22 protein-coding genes are annotated in these 25,995 nt (G+C 62.2%); 9 read left to right on the forward strand and 13 right to left on the reverse strand.

What is annotated here, in order from left to right; translation table 11 throughout:
* Positions 1-31: 31 nt before the first annotated feature.
* From DOM36_RS16910 to DOM36_RS16925, 3 genes are all read right to left on the reverse strand, one after another.
* Positions 32-1,591, reverse strand: a complete 1,560-nt coding sequence (locus DOM36_RS16910; protein WP_075571566.1) for a sodium/solute symporter — start codon at positions 1,589-1,591, stop codon at positions 32-34.
* 404 nt (positions 1,592-1,995) lie between these two features.
* Positions 1,996-4,977: an FAD-binding and (Fe-S)-binding domain-containing protein gene (locus tag DOM36_RS16920; RefSeq protein ID WP_232823900.1), complete on the reverse strand. Its 2,982-nt coding sequence runs from the start codon at positions 4,975-4,977 to the stop codon at positions 1,996-1,998.
* A 63-nt stretch (positions 4,978-5,040) separates the two neighbouring features.
* A complete protein-coding gene (locus DOM36_RS16925; protein WP_110643784.1) occupies positions 5,041-6,312 on the reverse strand; it encodes an aminotransferase class V-fold PLP-dependent enzyme in 1,272 nt (423 codons plus the stop codon).
* Positions 6,313-6,583: 271 nt separating this feature from the next.
* Between DOM36_RS16925 and DOM36_RS16930 the strand changes: the two genes are divergently transcribed.
* Positions 6,584-7,285, forward strand: coding sequence for a GntR family transcriptional regulator (locus tag DOM36_RS16930; protein WP_110643785.1), 702 nt, complete (start codon positions 6,584-6,586; stop codon positions 7,283-7,285).
* A 14-nt stretch (positions 7,286-7,299) separates the two neighbouring features.
* Here DOM36_RS16930 and mtgA read toward each other — a convergent pair whose 3' ends face one another.
* The gene (gene mtgA / locus DOM36_RS16935; protein ID WP_075571168.1) at positions 7,300-8,007 is read right to left on the reverse strand and encodes a monofunctional biosynthetic peptidoglycan transglycosylase; all 708 of its coding nucleotides are present in this window, start codon (positions 8,005-8,007) and stop codon (positions 7,300-7,302) included.
* 282 nt (positions 8,008-8,289) lie between these two features.
* On the opposite strand from mtgA, the gene DOM36_RS16940 reads away from it, so the two are divergent.
* Entirely contained in the window at positions 8,290-8,988 is a 699-nt protein-coding gene (locus tag DOM36_RS16940) for an alpha/beta hydrolase fold domain-containing protein (protein ID WP_232823901.1), read from the forward strand.
* Positions 8,989-9,003: 15 nt separating this feature from the next.
* Here DOM36_RS16940 and DOM36_RS16945 read toward each other — a convergent pair whose 3' ends face one another.
* Positions 9,004-9,945, reverse strand: a complete 942-nt coding sequence (locus DOM36_RS16945) for an ABC transporter substrate-binding protein (protein WP_110643786.1) — start codon at positions 9,943-9,945, stop codon at positions 9,004-9,006.
* Between the two features lie 205 nt (positions 9,946-10,150).
* Here DOM36_RS16945 and DOM36_RS16950 point away from each other — a divergent pair, with 205 nt between their 5' ends.
* The 5 genes from DOM36_RS16950 (at position 10,151) to cysA (ending at position 15,120) form a co-directional block, all read left to right on the forward strand.
* Entirely contained in the window at positions 10,151-11,077 is a 927-nt protein-coding gene (locus DOM36_RS16950; RefSeq protein WP_110643787.1) for a CysB family HTH-type transcriptional regulator, read from the forward strand.
* A 119-nt stretch (positions 11,078-11,196) separates the two neighbouring features.
* On the forward strand, positions 11,197-12,267 hold the full coding sequence (locus tag DOM36_RS16955; protein WP_280952808.1) for a sulfate ABC transporter substrate-binding protein: 1,071 nt from the start codon (positions 11,197-11,199) through the stop codon (positions 12,265-12,267).
* Between the two features lie 21 nt (positions 12,268-12,288).
* Complete coding sequence (gene cysT, locus DOM36_RS16960; RefSeq protein WP_110643789.1) at positions 12,289-13,116, forward strand: sulfate ABC transporter permease subunit CysT; 828 nt, start codon at positions 12,289-12,291, stop codon at positions 13,114-13,116.
* A 10-nt stretch (positions 13,117-13,126) separates the two neighbouring features.
* Positions 13,127-13,993 carry a sulfate ABC transporter permease subunit CysW gene (gene cysW / locus DOM36_RS16965; RefSeq protein WP_110643790.1) on the forward strand — a complete coding sequence of 289 codons (867 nt, stop codon included), beginning with the start codon at positions 13,127-13,129 and terminating at the stop codon, positions 13,991-13,993.
* Positions 13,990-15,120: a sulfate ABC transporter ATP-binding protein gene (cysA, locus tag DOM36_RS16970; protein ID WP_110643791.1), complete on the forward strand. Its 1,131-nt coding sequence runs from the start codon at positions 13,990-13,992 to the stop codon at positions 15,118-15,120. The genes cysW and cysA overlap by 4 nt, the downstream gene beginning before the upstream one ends.
* A gap of 148 nt (positions 15,121-15,268) precedes the next feature.
* On the opposite strand, the gene fghA is transcribed toward cysA, so the two are convergent.
* Together fghA and DOM36_RS16980 are read right to left on the reverse strand one after the other, a co-directional pair.
* Complete coding sequence (gene fghA / locus DOM36_RS16975; RefSeq protein ID WP_110643792.1) at positions 15,269-16,126, reverse strand: S-formylglutathione hydrolase; 858 nt, start codon at positions 16,124-16,126, stop codon at positions 15,269-15,271.
* 159 nt (positions 16,127-16,285) lie between these two features.
* The gene (locus DOM36_RS16980; RefSeq protein WP_075571176.1) at positions 16,286-17,395 is read right to left on the reverse strand and encodes an S-(hydroxymethyl)glutathione dehydrogenase/class III alcohol dehydrogenase; all 1,110 of its coding nucleotides are present in this window, start codon (positions 17,393-17,395) and stop codon (positions 16,286-16,288) included.
* Positions 17,396-17,575: 180 nt separating this feature from the next.
* Here DOM36_RS16980 and DOM36_RS16985 point away from each other — a divergent pair, with 180 nt between their 5' ends.
* On the forward strand, positions 17,576-18,463 hold the full coding sequence (locus DOM36_RS16985) for a LysR family transcriptional regulator (RefSeq protein WP_110643793.1): 888 nt from the start codon (positions 17,576-17,578) through the stop codon (positions 18,461-18,463).
* 70 nt (positions 18,464-18,533) lie between these two features.
* Here DOM36_RS16985 and DOM36_RS16990 read toward each other — a convergent pair whose 3' ends face one another.
* Positions 18,534-19,268: a Crp/Fnr family transcriptional regulator gene (locus tag DOM36_RS16990; protein ID WP_075571178.1), complete on the reverse strand. Its 735-nt coding sequence runs from the start codon at positions 19,266-19,268 to the stop codon at positions 18,534-18,536.
* Positions 19,269-19,434: 166 nt separating this feature from the next.
* Entirely contained in the window at positions 19,435-20,814 is a 1,380-nt protein-coding gene (locus DOM36_RS16995) for an L-serine ammonia-lyase (protein WP_110643794.1), read from the reverse strand.
* Positions 20,815-20,972: 158 nt separating this feature from the next.
* Between DOM36_RS16995 and DOM36_RS17000 the strand changes: the two genes are divergently transcribed.
* Entirely contained in the window at positions 20,973-21,920 is a 948-nt protein-coding gene (locus DOM36_RS17000) for a LysR substrate-binding domain-containing protein (RefSeq protein WP_075571180.1), read from the forward strand.
* A 54-nt stretch (positions 21,921-21,974) separates the two neighbouring features.
* Here DOM36_RS17000 and DOM36_RS17005 read toward each other — a convergent pair whose 3' ends face one another.
* The 4 genes from DOM36_RS17005 to DOM36_RS17020 all read right to left on the reverse strand — a co-directional run bounded on the left by DOM36_RS17005 (position 21,975) and on the right by DOM36_RS17020 (position 25,979).
* Entirely contained in the window at positions 21,975-23,162 is a 1,188-nt protein-coding gene (locus tag DOM36_RS17005) for a CoA transferase (RefSeq protein WP_075571181.1), read from the reverse strand.
* 126 nt (positions 23,163-23,288) lie between these two features.
* Positions 23,289-24,077 (reverse strand): enoyl-CoA hydratase/isomerase family protein, encoded by a 789-nt coding sequence (locus tag DOM36_RS17010; protein ID WP_110643795.1) that lies wholly within the window; start codon positions 24,075-24,077, stop codon positions 23,289-23,291.
* Positions 24,078-24,132: 55 nt separating this feature from the next.
* On the reverse strand, positions 24,133-25,419 hold the full coding sequence (locus tag DOM36_RS17015) for a TRAP transporter large permease (RefSeq protein WP_198651315.1): 1,287 nt from the start codon (positions 25,417-25,419) through the stop codon (positions 24,133-24,135).
* Positions 25,416-25,979 carry a TRAP transporter small permease gene (locus DOM36_RS17020; protein ID WP_232823902.1) on the reverse strand — a complete coding sequence of 188 codons (564 nt, stop codon included), beginning with the start codon at positions 25,977-25,979 and terminating at the stop codon, positions 25,416-25,418. Before DOM36_RS17020 ends, DOM36_RS17015 begins: the two co-directional genes overlap by 4 nt.
* Between the last annotated feature and the right edge of the window lie 16 nt (positions 25,980-25,995).

A 25,995-nucleotide genomic window follows, 5' to 3' on the forward strand; every position in this document is an offset into this window, starting at 1 on the left:
ATGAAACAGCCTTGAAATGAGAGCGGCTCGCTCATCGCAGCAGATAGACGATGATCGCGGTGAGCGCCGACACGATGGCGATGCCGATCATGACATCACGGGGAACCCGCTCCAATCCCTCTTTGGCGATGACCGCGATCCGCGCATCCTCGTCGTCCGGCCGATCGTCGGCGCCCAGCCGAACCTTCCAGAACCCGGTGAATAGCGCCGTCGCCGCGAACAGGATACCGCCGATGATGGTGAAGTGGATCGGCAGCACGCCAGTCTCAACCAGCACGAACAGCACCGCACTGAGCGCATGGCCGCTGGCCAGGCCGCGCAATGCCGCCGACGAGCCCAGCGACTTGATCCACAGCCCCATCAGGAAGGTCGCCACCAATGGCGAGGCAACGAACGCGAACACCTGCTGGAGATAGGCCCAGAGGCCGGAAAAGTACTGGATCATCGGCCCCCAGGATGCCGCGATCGCCGCCAGGATGAACGTGCAGATCCGTCCCCATCTGGCCAGTTGGGCATCGCTCAGACTCGGCCTGGCCGGCTTGATGAAATCCAGCGTCAGCAGCGTCGCCGAAGAGTTGAGCGTCGAGGATAGCGTCGACATCAGCGCTGCGATCAGACCAGCCAGGATCAAGCCGGTGAGCCCGGTCGGGGTGAATTCCTGGACCATTTTCGGGTAGACCTGATCGGGATGCTCGAGCCCCGGCAGCAGCGGGATCACCATGGCGCCCGGAATCGTCATGATGAAGATCGGCAACAACTTCAACGCTGCCGCGAACACCGAGGCGCGACCGGCGGCCTGAATATCGCGTGCCCCGAGCAAACGCTGGACGACATACTGATTCATGCTCCAGTAGTAGAAGCCGACGATCGGCACCCCGGTGATCAACCCCAGCCACGGCACGCTGGGATCGTCCAGCGGCCGGATCAGCGACAGCTTCTCGGGACTGACCGCCTCCTTGACCGTCGACCAGCTGTAGTCGAAATGGCCGAAGATGATCCAGGTCATCGCCGCCGAACCGCCGATCAGTACGCAGGCCTGCATCACATCGGTGTAGACCACGGCACGGAGCCCGCCAAAGGCCGTGTAGATGCTGGTGAACAATGCCAGCAGCGCACAGACTTCCCACAGATTGGTGCCGGGGATGAAAGTCGTCACGATCAGGCCGCCGGCGTAGAGCGTGCCCGCGGTATCGAGAATGATCGACAAAAACAGCGTGATGACGGAAAGATACTTGCGCAGCCGTGAATCGAAGCGTCGCTCCATCAGCTCCGGCATGGTCGTCACGCGCGCCCGCATCAACACCGGCAGCACGAAGATGGCCGTGAACATCAGCACCACGCCGGCCATCCACTCGTAGTTGGCCGCGGAGATCCCGTGCTGATAGGCGGCGCCCGGCAGGCCGATCAAAGTATCGGAGGAGATATTGGAGGCGAACAGCGAGAACCCGATCGCCATCGGGCCCAGGCTTCTTCCCGCCAGGAACAGCTCTTCCGGCGTCGTCTTTCCCCGAGCGGTCTTGTAGCCGATAAAAGTGACGATCACGAAATAGGCCGCGATCACCGCAAAATCCCAGAATTGAAGATTTTCCATGAGTTCGTTCGCTTTTGATCTGTGGTTGTTGTGGCGAGCGATGGCGGCGCGATGGCACCGATAGCCAACCGTCGCGACGACGCCTGTTCAGGCGTTCACGAGGTAAAGGTTAGCCAGCACACGGTCGAAAATCCATTCTCGGACAGCGAGCTGCCGTCAACGAAAAGGCCCGGCGGTGTTCTTCGCCAGGCCCTGGTAGTCGCTAGGGAAGCGCTGGATAGATCGACGAGCGAGAGGAAGCGCGAGGCGCATGGAACGAGACATAACATGAAGTCAGGCGAGTTTTCGCGTGCCACGCAACGAAGCGACTCGCTCGCGCAGGCATTCATGCAGCGTTCCCCAGGCGACGCTATCGAGGGTAAAAACCCATGCTCTGGCAGGCGCTGCGTCGCAAGACCAATGTCTCAGGTCTTGCGACGGCTCAACGCCGTCTCCAGCACTCTTGCCACGTGCAGCGCTTCGCGTCCGGCCCCATCGAGAATCTGATGGCGGCAGCTGGTGCCATCGGCCACGATCCAGGCGTCCTCGCCCGCTTCACGTATCGCCGGCAACAGCGACAGTTCCGCCATCTGTCGCGAGGCATCGATGTGTTCGACTTCGTAGCCGAAGCTGCCCGCCATGCCGCAGCACGAAGAGACGATCGCCTCGACGTCGAGTTCGGGAATCCAGTTCAGCACGGTCATCACCGGCGTGAAGGCATCGAAGGCTTTCTGGTGGCAGTGACCGTGAACCTTGGCTCGACCGACCGTCAACGGCTCGAGTTCCAGGTTCAGCCGCCCCGCCTGCTTTTCTGCTACCAGGAACTCCTCGAACAGCATGGCGGCCTCCGCCAGCCGCGTCCCCTCATCACCAAAACCATAGTGCATAAACTCGTCGCGCAGCGTGAGCAGGCACGAGGGCTCGAGCCCGACGATCTTGACGCCGCGTTCGACGTAGGGCATCAGGGTCTCGAGGGTGCGGCGTGCTTCTTCCTTGGCCCGATCGACGCGACCCGCGGCCAGATAGGTTCGTCCGCAACAGAGCGGCCGTTCACTTCCGCGGACGTTGAGATGAACTCGATAACCGGCGGCTTCCAGCACGCGCCGCGCCGCCGCCGCGTTGTGGCCCTCGAAGTAGTTATTGAAAGTATCGACGAACAGCAGCACTTCACCGGCGGGGAGCGGCGCCTGAACCGATGGTCTCTTGTCCACTTCGCCTCGCGAGCTCCGTAGATAATCCCCATTGAAGACCGGTAACGAGCGCGACTCGGCGAAGCCCAGCCAGCGTTTGCCGCGCCCGCCCAGCCAGGAGACCCGTTCGAGGCGCGCGGCGAGCTTGCCCACATGTCGCATCCAGGGCGCGTAACGCGGCAGCTCGGACACCAGCTTGTCGCGCCAGCTCAGACCCTGTTCCTTGACCCGCGCAGCCCGCGCCTCGATCTTGAACTTGGCCATGTCGACGCCGGTCGGGCAGTCGCGCTTGCAGCCCTTGCAGGAGACGCACAGATCCAGCGCGTCAGCCACCTCGTCGCTGGCCAGCCCCCGATCGCCGATCTGGCCCGCCAGCACCAGACGCAGCGTATTGGCGCGACCGCGGGTGAGATGACGCTCGTCGCGGCTGATCCGGTAGCTGGGGCACATGGTACCGGCATCGAACTTGCGGCAGTGGCCGTTGTTGTTGCACATCTCCACGGCCTTGGCGAGACCCTGGGCCGGGTCGCCGCCGCTACCCGGTACGCCCAGGTCGCCGCTCAGCGGATCGCGGGTGACATCCCAGGCCGACCAGTCGAGCTCGGTGGCAACGGGAATGATCTGGTGATCGGCGGGGAAGCGGAACAGCCGCGCGTCGTCCATCTTCGGCGTGTCGACGATCTTGTTGGGGTTGAAGCGATTATCCGGATCGAACAGCCGTTTGATCTCGCCAAAGGCCGCATTGAGCTCCGCACCGAACTGCCACGCGACCCATTCGCCACGACAGATGCCGTCTCCATGCTCGCCGGAATAGGCCCCCTTGTAGCGACGAACCAGCGCGGACGCTTCCTCGGCAATGGCGCGCATCTTGGCGGCGCCATCGCGGCGCATGTCGAGAATCGGGCGCACGTGCAGCGTGCCGACACTGGCATGGGCGTACCAGGTGCCCTCGGTGCCGTGGCGATGGAAGACCTCGGTGAGCTGGTCGGTGTACTTGGCGAGATGCTCGAGCGGTACCGCGCAATCCTCGATGAAGGAGACGGGTTTACCGTCGCCTTTCATGCTCATCATGATGTTGAGCCCGGCCTTGCGCACGTTCCACAGCGCCGACTGCTCCACGCCGGCGGTCAGCCCGACCACGCTATCCGGCAGACCGAGATCGCCCATCAGCATCCTAAGCTGTGCGAGCTGACGCAGTTGCGAATCGAGATCCTCCCCTGCGAACTCCACCAGCAGCAGCGCATCCGGACGCCCGATCAGCGACTTTTCCACCGTCGGTCGGAAGGCCGGATTCTCCAGCGCCAGCTCGATCATGGTGCGATCGACCAGTTCCACCGCCGCGGGTCCCAGCTCGACGATGTGCTGGGTCATGTCCATCGCCTGGTAAAAGGTCGGGAAGTTGACCACGCCGAGCACCTTGTGGATCGGCAGCGGCGACAGCTTCAGCGTCAGCCGGCGAGTGAAAGCCAGCGTCCCCTCGGAACCGATCAGCAGATGCGCGAAATTGGCACGCCCCTCGGGGTCATAAGGAATCGGGTTGCGGCAGTCGAACAGATCCAGGTTGTAGCCGCCGACCCGCCGCAGCACCTGCGGGTAGTGTTCGCGAATGGCTGCCGCTTCTCGCCGGGCAATCGCCTTCACCGCCGTCGCCAGTTCGGCCAGGGGCGATGCCGGCCCGATCTCGTCGAACCAGCCGAAATATGCCTCGCGACCGTCTGCCAGCGTCGCTTCGAGCCCCAGCACGTTGTGAACCATGTTGCCGTAGCGGATCGAGCGCGAACCGCAGGAGTTGTTGCCCGCCATGCCGCCGAGCGTGCACTGCGCCGAGGTGGAAACGTCCACGGGAAACCAGAGTCCATGGGGCTTGAGCCAGGCGTTGAGATGATCGAGCACCACCCCGGGCTCGACCGTGACGGTGCGTGCCTCGACATCGAGTTCGCCGATGCCGGTCAGCCAGCGGCTGGTGTCGATCACCAGCGCTTCGTTGACGGTCTGCCCGCACTGGCTGGTGCCGCCGCCTCTCGGCAGCACCGGCGCGCCATTGTCGCGAGCGATATCCAGCGCCAGAGACAGATCCTGCTGGTCTCTCGGTACCACGACACCCAACGGCATGATCTGGTAGATCGACGCATCGGTGGCGTAGCGACCGCGCGACCCGGCGTCGAACGCCACCTGGCCTTTCAGCTCCCGCCGCAACCGGTTCTCGAATTCGCTCATGGCGGCTTGTCGGGGCCGTCTTGCGACCGGGCTTTTCGGCATCACGCTCATCGCGATCTCCTGTCAGGCGCGAACGGCACCGGCCTGTGATGGGCCCGTCGACGCAGCCGCCGCCAGCTTGCGGGCCGCCGGCGTGCCGGGCGCCGGATTGTCGGCGAAGAATTCCAGCGCGACCTGCAGCCCGCTGCCGAACAGCTCGACCCCGCAGAGCTTGAGCCCGGCTTCGCAGCCGCCGAGCGTGGCGATCAGGGTCAGGTCGTTGCAGTCGCCGAGATGGCCGATGCGGAACATCCGCCCCTTGGCCTTGCCGAGGCCGGTGCCCAGCGACAGATCGAACCGGTCGTAGATGGTCCGACGAACCTCGTCGGCGTCGATCCCTTCCGGCATCACCACGCCCGTCAGCACCGGCGAGTAGAGCGCGGGCTCCTGGCACTGGATTTCCAGCCCCCAGGCATTGACCGCGCGCCGGACGCCTTCGCCCCAGCGCTCGTGGCGGGCGAAGACCTGATCCAGCCCCTCCTCCAGCAGCATGTCCAGCGCCTCGTTGAGACCGTAGAGCAGATTGGTGCTCGGCGTGTAGGGCCAGTAGCCGTTGGTGTTGCCGGCGAGAATCTCGTCCCACGCCCAGAAACTCTTGGGCATGAGGGAGCGCTGGCTGGCTTCGATCGCCTTGGGCGATAGCGCGTTGAAACTGATGCCCGGCGGCAGCATCAACCCTTTCTGCGAGCCGGAAACGGTGACATCGACGCCCCACTCGTCGTGGCGATAGTCGGCACTGGCCAGCCCCGAAATGGTATCGACCACCAGCAGCGCCGGATGACCGGCCGCATCGATGGCCCGGCGCACGGCGGCGATGTCGCTGGTGACGCCGGTCGAAGTCTCGTTATGCACGACGCATACCGCCTTGATCCGATGTTCGCCATCACGGCGGAGACGCTCTTCGATGAGCTGCGGCCGTACCCCGTAGCGCCAGCTCTGCGACGCTGGCAGTGACAGGAATTCCGGCTCGAGCCCGAGGCGCAGCGCCATCTGCTTCCACAGCGAGGCGAAGTGGCCGGTCTCGAACATCAATACCGCGTCACCCGGGCTCAAGGTATTGGAGAGCGCCGCTTCCCAGGCGCCGGTGCCCGATGCCGGATAGATGATCACCGGATGTTCGGTCTTGAAGATCTTCTGAATGCCACCGATGACCTTCAGACCCAACTCGCTGAACTCGGGTCCTCGGTGATCGATGGTCGGCAGGCTCATGGCCCGCAGAATGCGATCCGGCACCGGCGAAGGCCCGGGTATCTGCAGAAAATGACGGCCGGAGGGGTGTTGGTCGAGCTTGAGCATGGCGGCATCTCCAAGAGTGAAGCGGGAACCGCCTCACATCGTTTTAGCACTTACCGGATTTTTGTCACTCAATTGGTTTTTTGCATTCATTACGCAATATGCCCAATAATCGAACGCCGACACACCTCGACATAAGTCGCAGAACGAGATGCGCGGACTGGTGTTCGAGAGGAGTAAGTGCTCAGTGACTGGTCTCGAGGGCTTCAGCCGAGAGTAGCCAGCACCGAACGCTTGCGATAGAAAGAAGGAAAGCCTGGCCAGGGTTCAATGCATGCAGACATTCAATGACGATGGCACCACGCTCGAGACGGCCGCGCGTCCGATGCGCATCCAACGCGCTGCGCTTCACGACAAGATCGTGGAGCGGCTGCACGACCTGATTACCGAAGGTGATCTAAAACCGGGCGAGCGCATCAACGAGCGCGAGCTGGCCGATCGGCTGGCGGTGTCGCGTACGCCACTCAGAGAGGCGCTGCGTGTGCTGGCAGCCGAGAAGCTGGTGACGATCTCGCCCAACTACGGCACCTTCGTGACCCGCATGACGCGCCAGGAAATTCACGATACCTTCGAGTTGATGAGCGCACTGGAGCGTTTTTCCGGAGAGCTGGCGTGTCTCAGAATCACGGCGGGGGAACTGACGGCGATTCGCGAAGCCCACGAGGCGATGCTGGGTCATTGGCAGCGCCATGATCTGCCAGCTTACTACCACGCCAATCAGCGCATTCACGATCTGATCAACCGTGCGGCCCGCAACGATGCCTTGCGCCAGATCTATCTATCGCTCAACCGGCGCCTTCATCCCCTGCGGCTCTCCTCCAATCGCTCGGAGGCGAAGTGGCGCAGAGCGGTGGAAGAACACCGCGAGATGATGGCCGCGCTGGAAACTCGTGATGGATCTGCGCTCGGCGCACTCATGGAGCGCCACCTGCTGGAGAAACGCGACGCGGTGCTGGCCGATTGGACGGATGGTTGAGCAGGCCGCGGGAATCAATCGAGCCGCTGAAGAAAGTCGGTACCGCCGAGGTTACGCATCTGGCGTTGAATCCATGCCGCCCGCTGCTGAACGTGCGCGGAAGGCCGAGAAGCACTCCAGCCCCGCGGATTGGGCAGTATCGCCGCGAGCCGGCTGGCCTGAGAGACGCTGAGATTGGCAGCCGAGGTGCCGAAATAGTGCTGCGCTGCGGCTTCCAGTCCGAACACGCCGGTATCCCACTCGGCAATGTTGAGATAGACCTCGAGAATTCGCTGCTTCGGCCATAGCGCCTCGAGCAGCAGCGTGAACCACGCTTCCAGCCCCTTGCGAATCCAGCTGCGTCCCGTCCAGAGAAAGAGATTCCGGGCGGTCTGCTGGCTCAGGGTGCTGGCGCCACGCAAGTCGCCTCCGTCCGACCAGCTCGTGATCGAGCGCTTGATCTGCGCCACATCGAAGCCCCAGTGATCGGGGAAGCGCTGGTCCTCCCCCGCCATCACCGCCACCTTGGCATTGTCGGAGAGTCGGGACCACGGTTCCCACTGCTGTTCGATGGTCAGGTTGTCTCCGTGGAACCAGGAACTTACCTTGCGCTCCACCATCACCATCGAGCCGAACACCGGCACGAAGCGGAAGATCAGCACGAAGAGTATCGACAACCCCACGAAAGCCGCAATGGCGATCACCAGATAGCGAAGGAACGTGCGCGGCCAACCTGAGGGCATGGCGGAGAGCTCATGGTCGAAAAAGTAGGAGCCTAGTATAACAAGGGCTTGCTGGCATGGGTTCGGCATCGAGGCGAATCGTTGCCCCGTCACGACAGGGACTTCGCCGGATCCCGACGACGGATTTCCAAACGGCCCATCGACGAGGAGCGTTTCATGCATATCGAGCAGTTCATTTGCGAATTCAGCCGCAGCGACGACGGTGCAGACGACTCGCTTGACGCACGACGGCGAGCCTATGAGAGGTTGCATGCTCGAAGGCGCCCGGCGGATCCCGCCGACATGCGGATTCACGACGAGATCCTGGCCGGTGTCGGTGTCCGCCGATTCCGCCCCGCCCGCTGCCACGCCGGCGACGTCGTCTACCTGCACGGCGGCGGCTGGAACCTGGGCTCGGTCGACAGCCATCACGGCATCACCGCGAATCTGGCCGAGCGGTTGCAGCGCGAGGTGATCAGCGTCGACTATCGGTTGCTGCCGGAAGCGAGCTACGCCGAGGCGCTGGCAGATTGTCGCGCCGTGGTCGAATCGCTCGCGCCAGGTGCGGTGATTGGCGACAGCGCCGGCGGACGGCTGGCGATCGATGTCGCCCATACCAGCGAGTGGAAAGGATTGCTCGGCTTGATCTATCCGGTAGTAGGAGCGCCGACGCGGGAGAACCTGGGCGATGACGCGCCACTGCTGTCGAGAGCGGACATTCTCTCACTATGGCGAATGGCGGCGCCTGGCGCCCCCGATGTGCCGGCCAATCTACCTCCAGTCCCGAACATCGAGGCCCTCTCCGCCGAGCGCGATCCCCTCACGCGGCCGCTGGAACGGGCTGTCGACGCCTGGCGCCGGGCCGGCGCATCGGTAGGCTATCGCTGCGCGCCCGATATGGTGCACGCGGCCCTTCACGGCCATGCGGAGCTACCGGCGATGAGGATCGCATGGCAGGATTTCTGCCAGGCGATAGCACGGCGGCTCGAGGACGAAGCCTGAATCGCCGCAGTCCGTTCAGCTATCCAGCTTTGCCTTGACGGCCTCGATCGCGGGTTTGCCATCCCTAGTGGTCACGCCGTCCAGCCATTGCGCCACGGTCTCGTAATGGTCGCGAATCCACTCGCTGGCAACCTCGTCAGCGGGACGCTCTTCGTAACTGTACTCGTAGACCCAATCGTTCTGGTCCTCGATGGCGACCTGGTACTGCGACAGGAAACGATAGAGGTTGGCGTCCTCTGCCTCGAGGCCCGCCGGTACCACGGTCCACACGGTGCTCTCGATCTGCGCCACGCCGCTGTCGTCGGAATCTTCGAGATAGTAGAGATCGTAGCTGACGTTCATCCAGTGCGGTTCCCAGCCGACGAACGTCACCCACTGCTTGTCGCTGATTTTCTGATCGGCATAGGCCAGCATGGCGGCCGTTGAACTTTCCCGCAGCTGCCAGTCGCCCAGCCCCGCCGCATCCTTGTCGATCGCGGCGAGAATGCTGTCATTGATGCCGGTACCCGCTTCGATACCCTGGATCTCGCCGTCGAAGCGATCCTTGTAGCGATCGAGGTCGGCGACGCTGTCCACGCCCGCTTCGTGAACGTATTCCGGAACGACCAGCCCCGAGTTGGCGTTGCTGATGTTCCTGGCGACCTTGTCGACCTTGCCGTCGGCCACCAGCGGATCGATCATCTCCTGCTCGATCGGATACCAGCCGCCCAGATAGACATCCAGGTCGTCGTTGGCCAGGCCGTTGAGAATGACCCCGACGGCCAGCTCGTTCTGCCGGGTCTGGTAGCCCATGGCCTCGAGAATCTGCGAAGCGACCTCGGATTTCACCGTCACGCCCGGCCACGGCGGCACACCGAAACGCACGGTGTCGAGATCGGCCTGCGCCGATCCCGCCGCCAGCAGTGCCAGCGGCAGCGCGGCGGTGATGAGGTGACGTTTCAGGCTGGAATGATCCATGGGTTATCTCCCTTGACTTGTTATCGAATGAAACACCTCTACTGTGACGGTCCCGCTGGCCGATGATTGACTCCAGACGACGCCCGCTACACACCAAACGGCAATAGCGGTGCCGGCTGCTCGATATGGATATGAGCAATATGTATTAAAGAGAATAAAAAACCTGATTTATATTCCATTACAACGACCACCACCGGCTCTGCCCATGAACTTTCAGCAGCTACGCATCGTCCGCGAGACCGTGCGCCAACGCTTCAACCTGACGGAGGCGTCGAACGCGCTCTTCACCTCGCAATCCGGTGCCAGCAAGCATATTCGCGACCTCGAGGACGAGCTCGGTGTCGAGCTGTTCGAACGCCGCGGAAAGCGGATACTCGGATTGACGACCGCAGGCGGCGCGCTGCTCGAGACCATCGAGCGCATGCTTCTCGATGCCGAAAACCTCAAGCGCTCGGCCCACCAGCTGGCGAACCAGGACCAGGGCCGGCTGGCGATCGCCACGACGCACACTCAGGCGCGCTATTCCCTGCCGCCGATCATCGCCCGGTTCAAGGAAAGGTTTCCCAAAGTCCATCTCGAGCTTCACCAGTGCAGCCCCGGGGAGATCGTTTCATTACTGAAGACGGGGGCAGTTGATATCGGCATCGCCACCGAGGCCGTCAACGAGGATGGCGCGTCGTTCGTGCGCTTTCCCTTCCATCACTGGCATCACAGCGTCATCGTGCCTGACGACCATCCGCTGACCAGAGCCGCGCCCCTGACTCTGGAGGACGTGGCCGACTACCCCGTCGTGACCTACCACGAAGGCTTCACCGGCCGCGCCAGAATCGATCAGGCCTTCGAGAAGGCTTCGCTGGTCCCCAATGTCGTTCTGACCGCGCTGGATGCCGACGTGATCAAGACCTACGTCGAGCTGGGTCTGGGGATCGGCATCATCGCATCATTGGCTTACCACCCCGATCGCGACCGTGGATTGGAACTGCTGTCGGGAGAGTCGTTGTTCCCCCGCAATACCACCTATCTCGCCCTCAGACGCGGGCATTTCCTGCACGCCTTCGCCTACGAATTCCTCCAGCTCTGCAGCGCTGCGCTGGACGCAACGACCGTGCAGCAGGCGCTCGGTGCGCGCTGACCCAATAAGTCAGAAACGCGATAAGCAATTCAGTTTTTATTACTTTTTAATCAGATAACAGCTCACTTAGAGTCATTGGACAGACACTCCCACCGATCGACTTCAGGGAACCGATACCCGTGAGAAAATTGACTTCTTGGGCATTCGCCAGCGCACTGGGGCTGTTCGCGCTGAGCGCCACGTCATTCGCCCAGGCGGAAGACATCGAGCTGCTAAACGCCTCTTACGACCCGACACGTGAGCTTTATCAAGCCTACGATCCTTTGTTCAGCAAGTGGTACAAGCAACAGACCGGTGACGACGTCACCATCGAACAGAGCCATGGAGGCTCTGGCAGTCAGGCACGTTCCGTCATCGACGGTCTGCCTGCTGACGTGGCGACGCTGGCGCTGGGTTACGACATCGACGCCATTGCCGATCGCACCGGCAAGATACCCGAGGACTGGCAGAGCGCGTTTCCGCACAACAGTGCACCCTATACGTCGACGATCGTCTTTCTGGTTCGCAAGGGAAATCCCAAGAACATTCAGGACTGGGACGATCTGACGAAAGATGGCATCGAGGTCATCACGCCCAATCCCAAGACGTCCGGCGGCGCCCGCTGGAACTTCCTGGCCGCCTGGATCTACGTCCTGAAGCAGCAACTGGGCGACCTGGGCAAGCTCGACGATCCTCGTTACGCCGATGAAGTCAGCGCCGCAAAAGCGGCAGCAGAGAAATTCGTCGGCGACCTTTACCGCCATGTGCCGGTACTCGACTCCGGCGCACGCGGTGCCACCAATACCTTCGTGCAACGGGGTATCGGCGACGTGCTGTTGGCATGGGAAAACGAAGCATTCCTGGCCACGGAAGAACTGGGTGAGGGTCAGTTCGATATCGTGGTGCCCTCGGTGAGCATTCTCGCGGAGCCCCCGGTCGCGGTCGTCGAGGGCAATGTCAGGAAAAAGGGAGAGGCTGCCGAGAAGGCCGCTCACGCCTATCTCGAACATCTCTACTCACCAGAAGCCCAGGCGTTGGCGGCTGCCAACTACTATCGCCCGGTCAAACCCGAGTCTGCCGCGAAGGAGGATCTCGCACGCTTCCCCGATCTGGAACTGCACACGGTCAATGAAGTCTTCGGTAGCTGGCGCAAAGCGCAAGAAACCTACTTCAATGATGGTGGCGTCTTCGACAAGATCTATCAGCCCTGAATGCCTGGAAGCCGATCTCTCATGAGCCAACGAAAGACGCTGTTACCGGGTTTCGGGCTGAGTCTGGGTATCACGGTATTCACGCTCTCGCTGCTGGTGCTGATCCCGCTGTTGGCTCTCGTCACCAAATCCGCCGAGCTCAGTCTCGGCGGCATGTGGGACGCGCTGGCGGATCGCAGGGTGCTGGCGGCCTTTCGCGTCAGCTTCTCGACCGCCTTTGCAGCCGCCTTCGCCAATCTGTTTCTGGGGTTGATCGTCGCTTGGGTACTGGTGCGCTACCCCCTTCCTTTCAAACGCGGCTTCGATGCCCTGATCGATCTGCCGTTCGCGCTCCCCACCGCCGTCGCGGGGATCGTGCTGACGACGTTGTATGCCCCCAACGGTTGGTTGGGGCAGTTCTTCACGGACTGGGGGATTCGCGTGGCTTTCACGCCACTGGGCATCATCGTGGCATTGATTTTCATCGGGCTGCCATTCGTCGTGCGCACGGTCGAACCCGTGCTTCAGGAACTGGATCGACAGCAAGAAGAGGCCTCGACCAGCTTGGGCGCGTCGCGCTGGCAGACCTTCTACCGCGTACTGCTACCGCCATTGGTACCGGCCATTCTGACCGGCTTTTCGCTCGCCTTTGCGAGAGGGCTGGGGGAGTACGGATCGGTCATCTTCATCGCCGGCAACATGCCGATGAGGTCCGAAATCGTACCTCTGTTGATCGTCACCAAACTCGAGCAGTACGACTACGCCGGCGCCACCGTTATCGCGCTGGCTTCACTGGTCGTTGCCTTCATCATGCTGCTCGTCGTCAACGGACTGCAGCACTGGACGCGCAAGCGCACCGGTCGCGACTAAGGAAAACCTCATGAGTCGTATTCTCCAACCCCAAACCGCGTCGCGAGAGCAAAAAGGAGAAACGCCGTTCGTCCGCTACCTGCTGAGCTTGCTGGCACTGGCCATCATCGGGTTGTTTTTGATTCTGCCCCTGGTCGCTGTCCTGTTCGAGGCGTTTCGGGAAGGCTGGCAGGCCTACCTGACCGCCGTCACCGATCGCTACACGCGCCACGCGATTCTGCTGACCCTGTTCACGGCGCTGATCTGTGTGCCGTTGAACACGCTCTTCGGCATTGCCGCAGCCTGGTGTATCGCACGGTTCCAGTTCCCGGGTCGTAGTCTTCTGACCACGCTGATCGACCTGCCCTTTTCGGTATCGCCGGTCATCGCCGGCCTCGTCTTCATTCTGATCTTCGGTGCTCAAGGCTGGTTCGGCGGTTGGTTCGCGGCCAACGGTTTTCCCGTCATCTTCGCGCTGCCAGGCATCGTGCTGGCTACGATGTTCGTCACCTTGCCGTTCGTCGCCCGCGAGCTGATACCCCTGATGCAAGCGCAAGGCGCCGAGCAGGAAGAGGCCGCAATCATGCTCGGGGCCGGCCCATGGCGAATGTTCTGGACGATCACGCTACCGCGCATCAAGTGGGGGCTGCTATATGGCGTGATTCTCTGCAACGCGCGCGCCATGGGCGAGTTCGGTGCGGTATCCGTCGTATCCGGACATATCCGTGGCTCGACCAACACGCTACCGCTTCACGTCGAGATTCTTTACAACGAGTACCAGTTCAGCGCGGCCTTCGCCGTCGCCACGCTGTTGGCTGGCCTCGCCATCGTGACACTGATCGCCAAGTCGATCGTCGAGTGGCGTCAGCAGCGTCAATGGGAGAATGCATCGTCATGAGTATCCACGTTAACCAGTTGACCAAACGCTACGGCAACTTCACGGCACTGGACGACATTTCGCTGTCCATCGACGATGGCGAGCTGGTGGCACTGCTCGGCCCCTCCGGCTGCGGCAAGACGACGCTCCTTCGCAGCATTGCTGGCATGGAATTCGCCGACAGCGGCAACATCCTGTTCGAGGGCCGCGACATGACGTTCGAGCCCATACGCCATCGCCAGGTCGGATTCGTGTTTCAGCACTACGCCCTGTTCAACCACATGAGCGTGTTCGAGAACGTCGCCTATGGCTTACGCGTCAGGCCGCGTGCCCAGCGTCCCAACGAAGCCGCGATTCGTCAGCGCGTCCATGAGCTGCTCGAGCTCGTTCAACTGGAATGGCTGGCCAAACGTTTTCCGCCACAGCTCTCCGGTGGCCAGCGCCAACGTATTGCGCTGGCGAGGGCTCTGGCAGTGGAACCTCGATACCTGCTGCTTGACGAACCGTTCGGCGCACTGGATGCCAACGTTCGCAAGGAATTGAGACGCTGGCTACGCCGTCTACACGAGGAGCTACATGTGACGAGTCTGTTCGTCACTCACGATCAGGAAGAGGCCATGGAAGTCGCGAGCCGCATCGTGGTGATGAATCATGGGCGAATCGAGCAGGTGGGTACGCCTGCCGATATCTACGATGAACCCCGCACGCCGTTCGTTTCTTCCTTCATTGGCAACGTCAATGTGTTTCAGGGCACCATTCGCAGTGGCGCTTTCCACAGTGGCAGCTGGCGTCTTCCACTAACGGATGCCAGAGATACCCTCCACGCTGCCGAGCAGAACGCGTTCGTCCGTCCGCACGACATCGAGATTGTTCATCCTTCGACATCAGAGTGGCAAGCAAGAGTCCAACACATCCAGCCGATGGGCAGCAGCTATCATATCGAGGCGGTTCCCTTCGCTGATGCCGCTGGAGGAGATGGCCCTCAGATCGAAAGCGGACTGATCGTGATCGAAATGACTCGCCACGCGTTCAAGTCATTGGCGCTAGAGACCGGGAACGTCGTCGGCCTCGAAATTCACCACGTCCACTGGTTTCATCAGGGAGATGCCACGCAAACGCAGTCAATCGCGGTGCCGGCCCCTGCTTGATGGCGTTTAAAACCGCGATTCCCCGAGGTACGCCATCGGCCAATGTCCTGAAGAGATCAACGACCACGAAAAAAGCGGCACGCTTCAAGCATGCCGCTAAACGATCGTTCCTCGGGCCCAACGAAAATCAATGTTTGCGTGATCGGGCTCAGCGCTTGGCGTAGAGTCGCTCGGCGTGATAGCGCAGGTGCTCGTCGATGAAGCTGGCGACGAAAAAGTAGCTATGGTCATAGCCGGGATGCCGGCGCAGGGTAAGCGGATGATCATGTTCCTCGCAGACCGCCTCCAGCCGCTCGGGCTTGAGCTGTTCTTCGAGGAAGTTGTCCGCTTCGCCCTGGTCGATGAACAGCGGCTGGCGCGACGAGCCCTTGGCCACCAGCTCGCAGGCGTCGTACTGGGTGCGCAGGCCGACGTCGTCGCCCAGATAGTTCTCGAACGCCTTCTGGCCCCAAGGCACCTGGATCGGATTGACGATTGGCGCAAATGCCGAGACCGCCGCATACCGCCCAGGCTGGCGCAGGGCCAGCACCAGCGCGCCGTGGCCGCCCATCGAGTGGCCGCTGATCGACTCGCGACCGTTGACCGGAAAGTGCAGGCGTACCACCGAGGGAAGCTCCTCGGTCACGTAGTCATACATCCGATAATGCTTCGACCACGGCTCCCGCTTGGCGTTGAGGTAGAAACCCGCGCCGGAGCCGAAATCGTAGCTGTCGTGCTCTCCGGGCAGATCCAGACCGCGCGGGCTGGTGTCCGGGCAGACGATCGCCACCCCAAGTTCGGCCGCGGTCTCGAGCGCTCCGGCCTTCTGCATGAAGTTCTCGTCGTTGCAGGTCAGGCCCGACAACCACCACATCAGCGGCACCCGACCCTCTTCGGCCTGCGGCGGCAGGTAGATCGCGAAAATCATGTCGCAATCCAGCGCCCGGGAATAATGCTTGTAGCGCTTGACCCAGCCACCGAAGCTTTTGGTAGCCGAGACGAGTTCCAGCTGTTCGCTCATCGACATGGTTTTCTCCTTGTCTCTTTGTGCGCCGCTTTTCATGCGCCCCGAAACCGGCGCCAGAGCTACTGTTCATGGCGCCCCTAACCGGCGCCGGAGCTACTCTCCATAGCGCTCCGAGGCCAGCATGGGTCTGGCTTTTCGCGCGGCCTCGGGCGCGATGAATCAAAAATGCAGAACGGTGCGAATGCTCTTGCCAGCATGCAGCAGCTCGAAGGCCTCGTTGATCTGATCGAACGCCATGTCGTGGGTCACGAATTCGTCGATCTTGATCTCGCCATCCATGTAGCGCTGGACGTAGCCTGGCAGCTCGGTACGACCCTTGACCCCGCCGAAGGCGGAACCTTTCCAGACACGCCCGGTGACCAACTGGAACGGGCGGGTGGAGATCTCTTCGCCGGCACCGGCAACCCCGATGATGATCGATTCGCCCCAACCCTTGTGGCAGCACTCCAGCGCCGAGCGCATCACGTTGACGTTGCCGATGCACTCGAACGAGTAGTCCACGCCACCGTCGGTCAGATCGACGATCACCTGCTGGATCGGGTCGCTGTAATCCTTGGGATTGACGAACTCGGTCGCCCCGAACTGACGCGCCAGCTCGAACTTGTCCGGGTTGACGTCGATGGCGATGATGCGCGACGCCTTGGCCATCTGCGCGCCCTGGATCACGGCCAGGCCGATCGCTCCCAGGCCGAACACGGCGACCGTGGCACCCGGCTCCACCTTGGCGGTATTCAGCACGGCGCCGATCCCCGTGGTGACGCCGCAGCCGAGCAGGCAGATCTTGTCCAGCGGTGCTTCCTTCGAGACCTTGGCCAGCGAGACTTCCGGCAGCACGGTGTACTCGGAGAAGGTCGAGGTGCCCATGTAGTGGTGCAGCGAGGTGCCGTTCTTCGAGAACCGCGTCGTGCCATCCGGCATCAGCCCCTTGCCCTGTGTGGCGCGTACGGCGCCACACAGGTTGGTCTTGCCGGAAAGGCAGAACTTGCACTTGCCGCATTCGGCGGTGTAGAGCGGGATGACGTGATCGCCGGGCTTCAGGCCGGTAACGCCCTCGCCCACTTCCTCGACGATCCCGGCGCCCTCATGACCCAGTACCGACGGGAACAGGCCCTCGGGATCCTTGCCGGAGAGCGTGTAGGCGTCGGTGTGACAGACGCTGGTGGCGACGATGCGCACCATGACTTCGCCCGCCTTGGGGCCCTGTACATCGATCTCTTCCAGCGAGAGCGGCTTGCCTGCTTCCCAGGCGACTGCGGCGCGCGATTTCATTGAACTGTCTCCATTTGAGCGTGAAAGCTTGGACTTCAGGGATCGTCCATCGTTCGTCAGCCGAGGTGACGACCGGTCTGGCTTCAGTCTAGGTGGTCACTGCCATGCAATAAACCTGGCAATCAGCATATGATTATTGCTGTGTGACAATAATCCCGCCACATTCATCGAGGAGTCATCATGACGCGCTGGGAGGGTATCGAGGCCTTTGTCGCCGTGGTTCGTCTGGGGACGTTTTCCCGCGCGGCCCAGTCACTGAAAGTGTCCAATTCTCACGTCAGTCGGCTGGTGGGCCAGCTCGAGCAGACACTGGGGATGCCGTTGCTCTATCGAACGACGCGACAGATTCGACTGACCGACAGCGGCGCGATCTACTACGAACATTGCCGGTCGCTGCTCGATGGCTTCAAGGAGGCCGAGGCCGCGCTCAACGAACTGCAGTCGCAGCCCCAGGGCCGGCTCGCCATCAGTTGCGCGACCACCTTTGGCGAACGTTACATCGCCCCATTGGTCAATGACTTCCACTGCCGCTACCCGCAGCTCGACGTGCGACTGCACTTCACCAACCGCGCCGTCGAGCTGATCGACGAAGGCTTCGATGTCGCCATCCGCATGGGCGTGCTCAAGGATTCCAGCCTGCTGGCCCGACGGCTCTGCCAACGCCGGGAGTACGTGGTCGGCGCACCCGATTACTTTCAGCGACGACCGACGCCGCACAGTCTCTCCGAGCTTTCGCATCACAACTGTCTGGTCGGATCGCGGGACAGCTGGCTGTTCCGTGTCGACGGCCGACAGCGGGAAATTCGCGTTTCGGGGAACTGGCGGGGCAATTCGGGGCCGGCATTGCTGGATGCTGCCTGCAAGGGTATCGGACTGGCTCAATTGCCCGACTACTACGTGGAAGCAGCGATCCGACAGGGACAGTTGATACCCGTCCTGGATCGCTACCAGTTCACCGATACGGGCGTGTGGGCGGTTTACCCGCGTCACCGACAGCTCTCTTCCAAGATTCGCCTGCTGGTCGATTTCCTGGCCGGGCGGCTGCCGGATGCGATTGCGGCCGATTAGGCATTCGCGCCATGACTGCAGGCCATCCGGGCCGGCGACATCCCGGCCCGGCACATCGCGAATCGTCGATTCAATGATGGAAGAAGTGATCGATACCGTCGTTGAGGTAGGCATCGCCGAACTCCGCTTCCCGCGCCAGCGCGGCAGGATCGGGCAGTTCGATGCGTTGGCGCGAGCGCAACAACAGCCCTTCCTCGCGGAAGGCCGTCAGCGTCCGACTGACGTGGACCGAAGACAGCCCCAGCGCATCGCCGAGATGCTGCTGGGACAGCGGTAACCGGATGCCATTGCCCTGCCGCGCCTTGGTTCGATCCAGCCGCACGTACATTTCATAGATCAAGTGGGCCAGACGCTGACGCGCGCTACGTCGCGCCAGATTGACGAGGCGCTCGGTCAACAGGGCCTGCTGATGAGACGAGATGGCGAAGAAAATGGTCGAAAGCGTCAGCGATTCACGGAAAACGTTGACCAGACGCCGATGGGGGAAATGGCACACCACGCCGTCTTCGAGCATGGCAACACCGGTCAGGCGCTCCTTGAAGGCAAATTCCCTCAGTCCGATGATATCGCCGGGCAGGTAGATCTCCAGAATCTGGCGAGATCCATCCTCCATATGACGAAACGAATAGGCCCAGCCTTTGCTGAGCGTACAGAATTCCCGCGCGGGATCGCCTTCCTGCCACAGAACCTGATCGGCCTTGACCTCGGTCGGGCTCTGCTCGAGCTCGGCCAGCAAGGTTTCGTCGTTCTTGGAAAGCTCACCGTAGTGCTTGAAATGACAGACGATGCAACTGTCGTGGCTCATTACCCTGCCCTTGTTCATGCTTTTGGCGACGCCATGTTGAGGGAGTCGATATTGGCACAGCCAGCCGAGATTGTCGTTATCCCATATCAGGGTTCACGACCTCTCTGAGGGTAACGATCCGGGTGGTACACGCGCCTATCTTCCACCATTGCCGAAATCGACAGGCTCAACATTCGATGATGTTGACCGCCAACCCGCCGCGAGACGTTTCCTTGTATTTGTCCTGCATGTCGCGCCCCGTGTCACGCATGGTGCGAATGACCTTGTCGAGAGAAACGAAATGCTCGCCGTCGCCGCAGAGCGCCATCTGGGCCGCGTTGATGGCCTTGACCGCGCCGATCGCGTTGCGTTCGATACAGGGCACCTGAACCAGCCCCGCGATCGGATCGCAGGTCAAGCCCAGATTGTGCTCCAACCCGATCTCGGCGGCGTTCTCGACCTGAGCCGGCGTCCCCCCCATCAACTCCGCCAGACCGGCGGCGGCCATCGCGCAGGCGGATCCGACTTCGCCCTGGCAGCCCACTTCCGCCCCCGAAATCGAGGCATTGGTCTTGCACAGAATGCCGATCGCGCCTGCGGTCAGCAGGAACCGGACCACATCCCGTTCGCAAGCGTCCGGCTGAAACTTCATGTAGTAGTGCAACACTGCCGGCACGATCCCGGCGGCACCGTTGGTCGGCGCGGTCACCATCCGACGCCCCGCGGCGTTCTCTTCGTTGACCGACAGCGCAAACAGGTTGACCCAGTCCATCGCCGAAAAGGTACTCGCGATCAGACTCTTCTCGTTGTCCAGCGCCATCAGACGCCGATGGAGCGCCGGCGCCCGTCGCCGCACATTGAGACCGCCCGGCAGAACACCGGTTTGATCCAGGCCGCTGTCGACACATGCCTTCATCGCCAGCCAGATCCGCCACAGCCCGGCGCGAATCTCCGCCTCGCTGCGCCAGGCCTGCTCGTTGGCCAGCATCACATCGCTGACGGCCAGATTTTCACGGCGGCAGATATCAAGCAGCTCGACGGCATTCTTGAACGGAAATGGCAGCGTGACCGTCGGCGTGATGGCATCGCCCTGCGCCGCCTGCCCGGCATCGACGACGAACCCCCCCCCAACCGAGTAATAGGTGTTGTCGTAGACGACGCCGCTGTCGTCGAAGGCGACCAGGCGCAGAGCGTTGGTGTGGTAATCGAGGATCTCGTCGCACCACTCGATGTCCCGCGTCGCATCGAATGCCACCGGGTGCACGCCGGCCAGTTTCAGCGCCCCTTCGCGCGCGCCAGCCGCCAGCCGAAGCGCCAGGTCGTCAGGGTCGACGGTAGAGGGCCGCTCGCCCATCAACCCCCCCATCACGGCGCTGTCCGTGTTATGGCCCTTACCGGTTGCCGAGAGCGAACCGTAGAGCGTCACCGACACGCGTCGGATGGTCGTCAACAGCTCGCGCTCGCGTAGCGTCGCGACGAAATCATGGGCGGCCTGCATCGGTCCCACCGTGTGCGAACTGGAAGGCCCGATACCGATCTTGAACAGGTCGAACACACTGAATGGCATGCGGCCACCTCATATAGTTCAAATGCCAGGATGTCGCTCTTGCGCCAGGATCTGTCGTTTCAAGAACCGGCACATGGTGTAGTCTGACTTCAGTGTGTTCGCCAGCCTACCCGGAAACAATCGATAAAAACTGCCCTCGGATATAGCATGACTAAATCATGATCCAGCCCCTCAATGCGCAGACCCATGCCTGGCTGAAGGTGTTCGCCGTCAGTGCCCGGCACCTGTCCTTCACTCGTGCCGCGGAGGAGCTTCATGTCACTACCGGCGCCGTCAGTCAGCAGATAAAGCAACTGGAAGAACGCCTGGGGTTCCGTCTTTTCAGGCGGCTGCCACGAAAGCTGGCATTGACGGAAGAGGGAGAACGGCTGGCCCGCGTCGTCGCCCAGGCCTACGATGCCGTCGGGCTGGAGGTCGATCGCCTGCGCGGTGGCGTCATGAGCGGCGTGCTCAGGCTGCGCTGCCTGCCCTCGTTCCTGGCCAAATGGCTGATGCCGAGATTACCGCGACTGCAGGCCCGATTTCCCGATATCGACCTGCACATCACGGCCGAAGACAGCAACCTCTCGCTGCTCGACGGCGGCTATGATCTGGCCATCGACCTCAACGATGGCCATTACGCGGGCCTTCAGACCACGCCGCTGATCGATGAAAAGATCTTTGCCGTCTGCTCCCCGCAACTACTGAGAAGACGCCCCCCGCTCACGCACCCCGAGGCGTTGGGCTACTACCCGCTCCTGCACGACGTGACCGCCTGGCGTGGCAGTCACGATTACGCGGAGTGGGAGCACTATCTGCGGGCCATCGGTGGCGAAGGGGTCAACGTGCGCCGGGGCTACACCTTCAATCGCAACCAGTTGACGGTAGAGGCAGCCATCGCCGGCATGGGTGTGGCCATCGCCCGCCGAACCCTGATCGGCGACGAGCTGGCCAGCGGCCGCCTGATCGCACCGTTCGCCGGATCGGTCGCGACCGGCAAGCGCTACGGGCTGGTCTATCCGCAGGGCGCACTGGACGACCGCCGCGTGCAAGCGGTACACGACTGGCTGAAAGAGGAGGCGCGACGATCCCTGGAGACCACGCCGCGCTTCGATTCCGACGGTTGAGCACCGCCTCCGGACGACTTTTCGCTCGATACTGACGAGCTCGCCTGACGGCGTCTAGCGCACGACCCCGCGCTCACGCAGACCCGCCAGATGCTCGCCTTCGACACCCAGCGTCGCCAGCACCTCTTCGGTGTGCTGGGCGAAGACCGGTGCCGGCCGGCGAATCTGAGACGGCGTCGCAGATAGCTTGCTGGCAAAGCCGATGGTCTGCATGCGTCCGATCACGGGATGATCAAGCTCCTGAACCATGCCGCGCTCCCGGTAGTGCGGGTCGTCCATCGCCTGGGCGAAGTCGTTGATCGGCCCGGCCGGCACGCCGGCTTCATCGCAACGGCTCAGCCAGTGCTGCCGGTCCGCCGTGCACATCAGTTCTTCCAGCAACGTCTCCAGCGTATCGACATTTCGCCCCCGGTCGCTGTTGGTGACGAAACGAGGATCGGCGATCAGGTCAGGTTGTTTCAGCACGTCATTGCAGAATCGCTCCCAGGTACGCTGATTGGCGCACCCCAGCATCATGTAGCCGTCGCGAACCTTGACGGCCTGATAAGGCGCCGAGACCCGATGCCGCCATCCGGTCGGCTGCGGAACGCGCCCCTCGGCGAAATAGGCAGCCGCTTCCCAGGTGAACCAGGGCAGCCCGCACTCGGCGATCGCCACGTCCACCAGCTGCCCCTCGCCGGTCTTCTGCTTGTGGATGTACGCCGCCAGTATCGAATAGATCGCGGTGATCCCGGCCCCGATATCATAGACCGCGACCCCGGTCTTCAACGGCCGCCGCCCGGGTTCGCCGGTCATCGACATCAACCCCGTCATCCCCTGGGCAACCAGGTCGAATCCGCCCTTGCGCCGATAAGGGCCGGTCTGCCCGTAGCCGGAGATCGAACAGTAGACCAGACCGGGATTGATCTCCTTGAGCGTGTCGTAATCGATCTTCAGCGACTGGGTCACCCCGGGGCGATAGTTCTCGACCACGACGTCCACTTCCTTCGCCAGCCGGTAGAACAGCGCCAGCCCGTCGGGCTCCTTGAGATTGAGCGAAATACTGCGCTTGTTGCGGTTGATCTGCGCGAAGCAGGTGGACTCGTCATTGACGTAAGGCCCCATCTGACGACTGTCGTCACCACCCTGAGTCTTCTCGACCTTGATCACGTCCGCACCCATGTCGCCCAGCACCATGGTGCAGTACGGCCCCGCCATGATCTGCGAGATGTCGAGTACCTTCATGCCTTCCAGCGGTAACATGGCGATTCTCCCTGCCGGTCCTCCAACAGACGGCCGGCATCATTGATGGACATGCACGTTACCGCCGCAGCGAACTGCAGTGAACGTGCCGTCGTTCGGATCGATACGCGTTGCTGTCGCTCGGGTTCAGCGGCCCTGCCAGGCGTACGGAGTCTTGTCGATGAAGCGTTTGACGGCGCCGTGAAAATCCTCGCTGGTGTAGCACAGTTCGATCAGGTCATCGCCGGCTTCATGAGTGGCGCGCCGCTGATCCAGAACCCGACTGATGCACGTCTTGGCCGCCCGCATCGTCAGTGGCGCGTGGCCCGACAACCTCTCGGCGAGCTTGCGGGCGGTCTCGTCGAGGTCGTCGCCGTCGACGACCGTCTCGATCAGCCCTGCCGCCAGCGCCTCCTCGGTCTCGATCATCTGGGCCAGCATCAGGACGCGCTTGGTTCGGGAAACGCCGATCAAGTCGATCAGTCGTGCCACGTTGGTTATCGACATGCAGTTTCCCAACGTTCTGGCGATAGGAATTCCGAACTTCAGAGCGCCATTGGCGTAGCGGAAGTCGCAGGCCAGCGCGATGGCCGCCCCTCCGCCGATACAGTACCCCTCGATCAGCGCCACCGTCGGCGTCGCCAAGCGTTCTAGCCCGCCGATCACTTCATCGATACGACGCTCATAGTCGATGCCATCGCGGCGCTCGCGGAATTCGGCGAACTGCTTGATGTCGGTCCCCGCGACGAAGGCTTCGCCGCCCTCGCCGCGAAAGGCGATCAGCTTGACCGCCTCGTTCTCGTCGAACTGCCGATAGGCCTGGGTCATTGCCTGATACATGTGCCAGGTCATGGCGTTACGGGCTTCGGGCCGGTTGAAGCGAATCCAGCCGATCGCGCCCTCCTGGTAACAGCGGATCTCGTCGTCTTGAATCATTGCGGTTTCTCCTCGGATCGAAACATGCCCAATTCCGCAAACTCGGTGTCCCGTCTCAGCTGCCGTAGATCATGTGCACCAGCAGCAGCGCGAAGTCAGGGACGTAGGTATTGAATATCAGCACGGTGAACAGCACGCCGAGGAACCACAGGTTGGTTCGCGTCGTGCGCCAGATATCGGCCTTGGCGATCGAGCACGAGGCGATCAGCACGCTCGCCACCGGCGGCGTCTGCTGGCCGATAGCCAGATTGAGCGTGACGATCAGGCCGAAATGCAGCGGGTCGATCCCGACACTGATGATCAGTGGCAACACGATCGGCACCACCAGAATGATCGCCGCCGCCGAGTGCAGGAAGATCCCCAGAATCAGGAAGATGATGTTGAGCAGCGCCAGGATCACGTACTTGTTGTCGGTGAGCCCGCTGATCGAGCTGGCCAGTTGTTGCGGCAGCTGGGATTCTGTGAGGTAGAGCCCCACCAGCGCGGAACTGGCGACCAGCAGCATGACCACCGCGGTCTGGATGCCGGCGTCCAGGCACGACTTCCATAGCGTCTTCAGCGAAAACTCGCGATAGACCACCGCGCTGATGAAGATGGCGACCACCACCGCCAACGCCGCGCCCTCGGTCGCGGTGACGATGCCACCGAAGATACCGCCGAGGATGATCACCGGAATCAGCAGCGCCCAGATCGCCTCCTTGAACGACTTCCACACCCGGCTGGCCTGGAAGCGCCCTTCGGATGGGAAGTTGTGCTTGCGTGCCAGAAAGTAGCAGACGATCGCCAGGCCCAGGGCGCCCAGAAGCCCAGGAAAGATGCCGGCGACGAACATCTTGACCACCGACTCTCCTGACATCACCGCATAGAGAATCATCGGGATCGAGGGCGGCAGGATGATCGCCAGGCTGGCGGCGGATGAGGAGATCGCCGCGGCAAACTCCTTGGAGTAGCCGCGGCTCTTCATCGCCGGAATCAGCAGACTGCCCAATGCGGAAACCCCGGCCACGGCAGAGCCGGAAATCTCGGCAAAGAAGATCGAGGAACCGATGGTGACCATCGCCAGGCCGCCCTTGACGAAACCGACCAGCGACGCCGCGAAGTCGATCAGACGCCGCGAGATGCTCGAGGCATTCATGATCGCCCCGGCCAGAATGAACAGCGGGATGGCAATCAGCGGAAAGTTGGTCGCGCCCTCGAACATGGTCAGCCCGATATTGGGCAGCGCATAGACGCCGTAGCTGGAATACACCGCGATGGCACCGACCAGGCCCAACGCGATGGCAATGGGGACGTTGAGCACGATCAATACCAGAAGTCCTGCGAACATCAGCGCCAGAATCATCGTGTCACCCTCCCCGCGTCGGACTGGCTTGCCATGTTCGGACTCAGGCCCACCTCCTCCAACTCGTGATCGACGAAGCCTTCCCCGCGTGCCTGACGGATGACTTCCGGCAGACGCAGCAGCTCAGCGACGATGAACAGGACCGAGGCGATCGGCAGCGCCGACTGCGTGAACTGCAGAGAGACAGTGGTCAGGCTGATCATGGTGGAACCGGCCAGGATCTGGACGACTTGCCATCCTGTCACCGCCAGCAGCACGAAGAATGCAATCGTCACCGCCTCTCCCAGCAGCGCGATCGGTAACCGTATCGTGGGCGGAAACGCATTGACGATACTCGGACAGGCAATGTGTGCCCCCTTGGCCGCGGCGAGCGCCGCACCGTAGTAGGTCAGCCAGGCCAGGCTGATAGAGGCCGCTTCGTCGTACCAGGTAAACGGCGACCCCACCAGACGCGACAGGAAGCCGACGATGACGATCCCCGCCAGCGCCATCATGTTGATGACCACGATGACCTCGAGCAGGCGGCTGAATCCATCGCGCAGCGTATTCAGAGTTTTCACAGGCGGCTCCTTCGTC

Origin of the sequence: Salinicola sp. CPA57 (genome assembly GCF_003206035.1) — a bacterium.
Classification (GTDB): domain Bacteria; phylum Pseudomonadota; class Gammaproteobacteria; order Pseudomonadales; family Halomonadaceae; genus Salinicola; species Salinicola socius.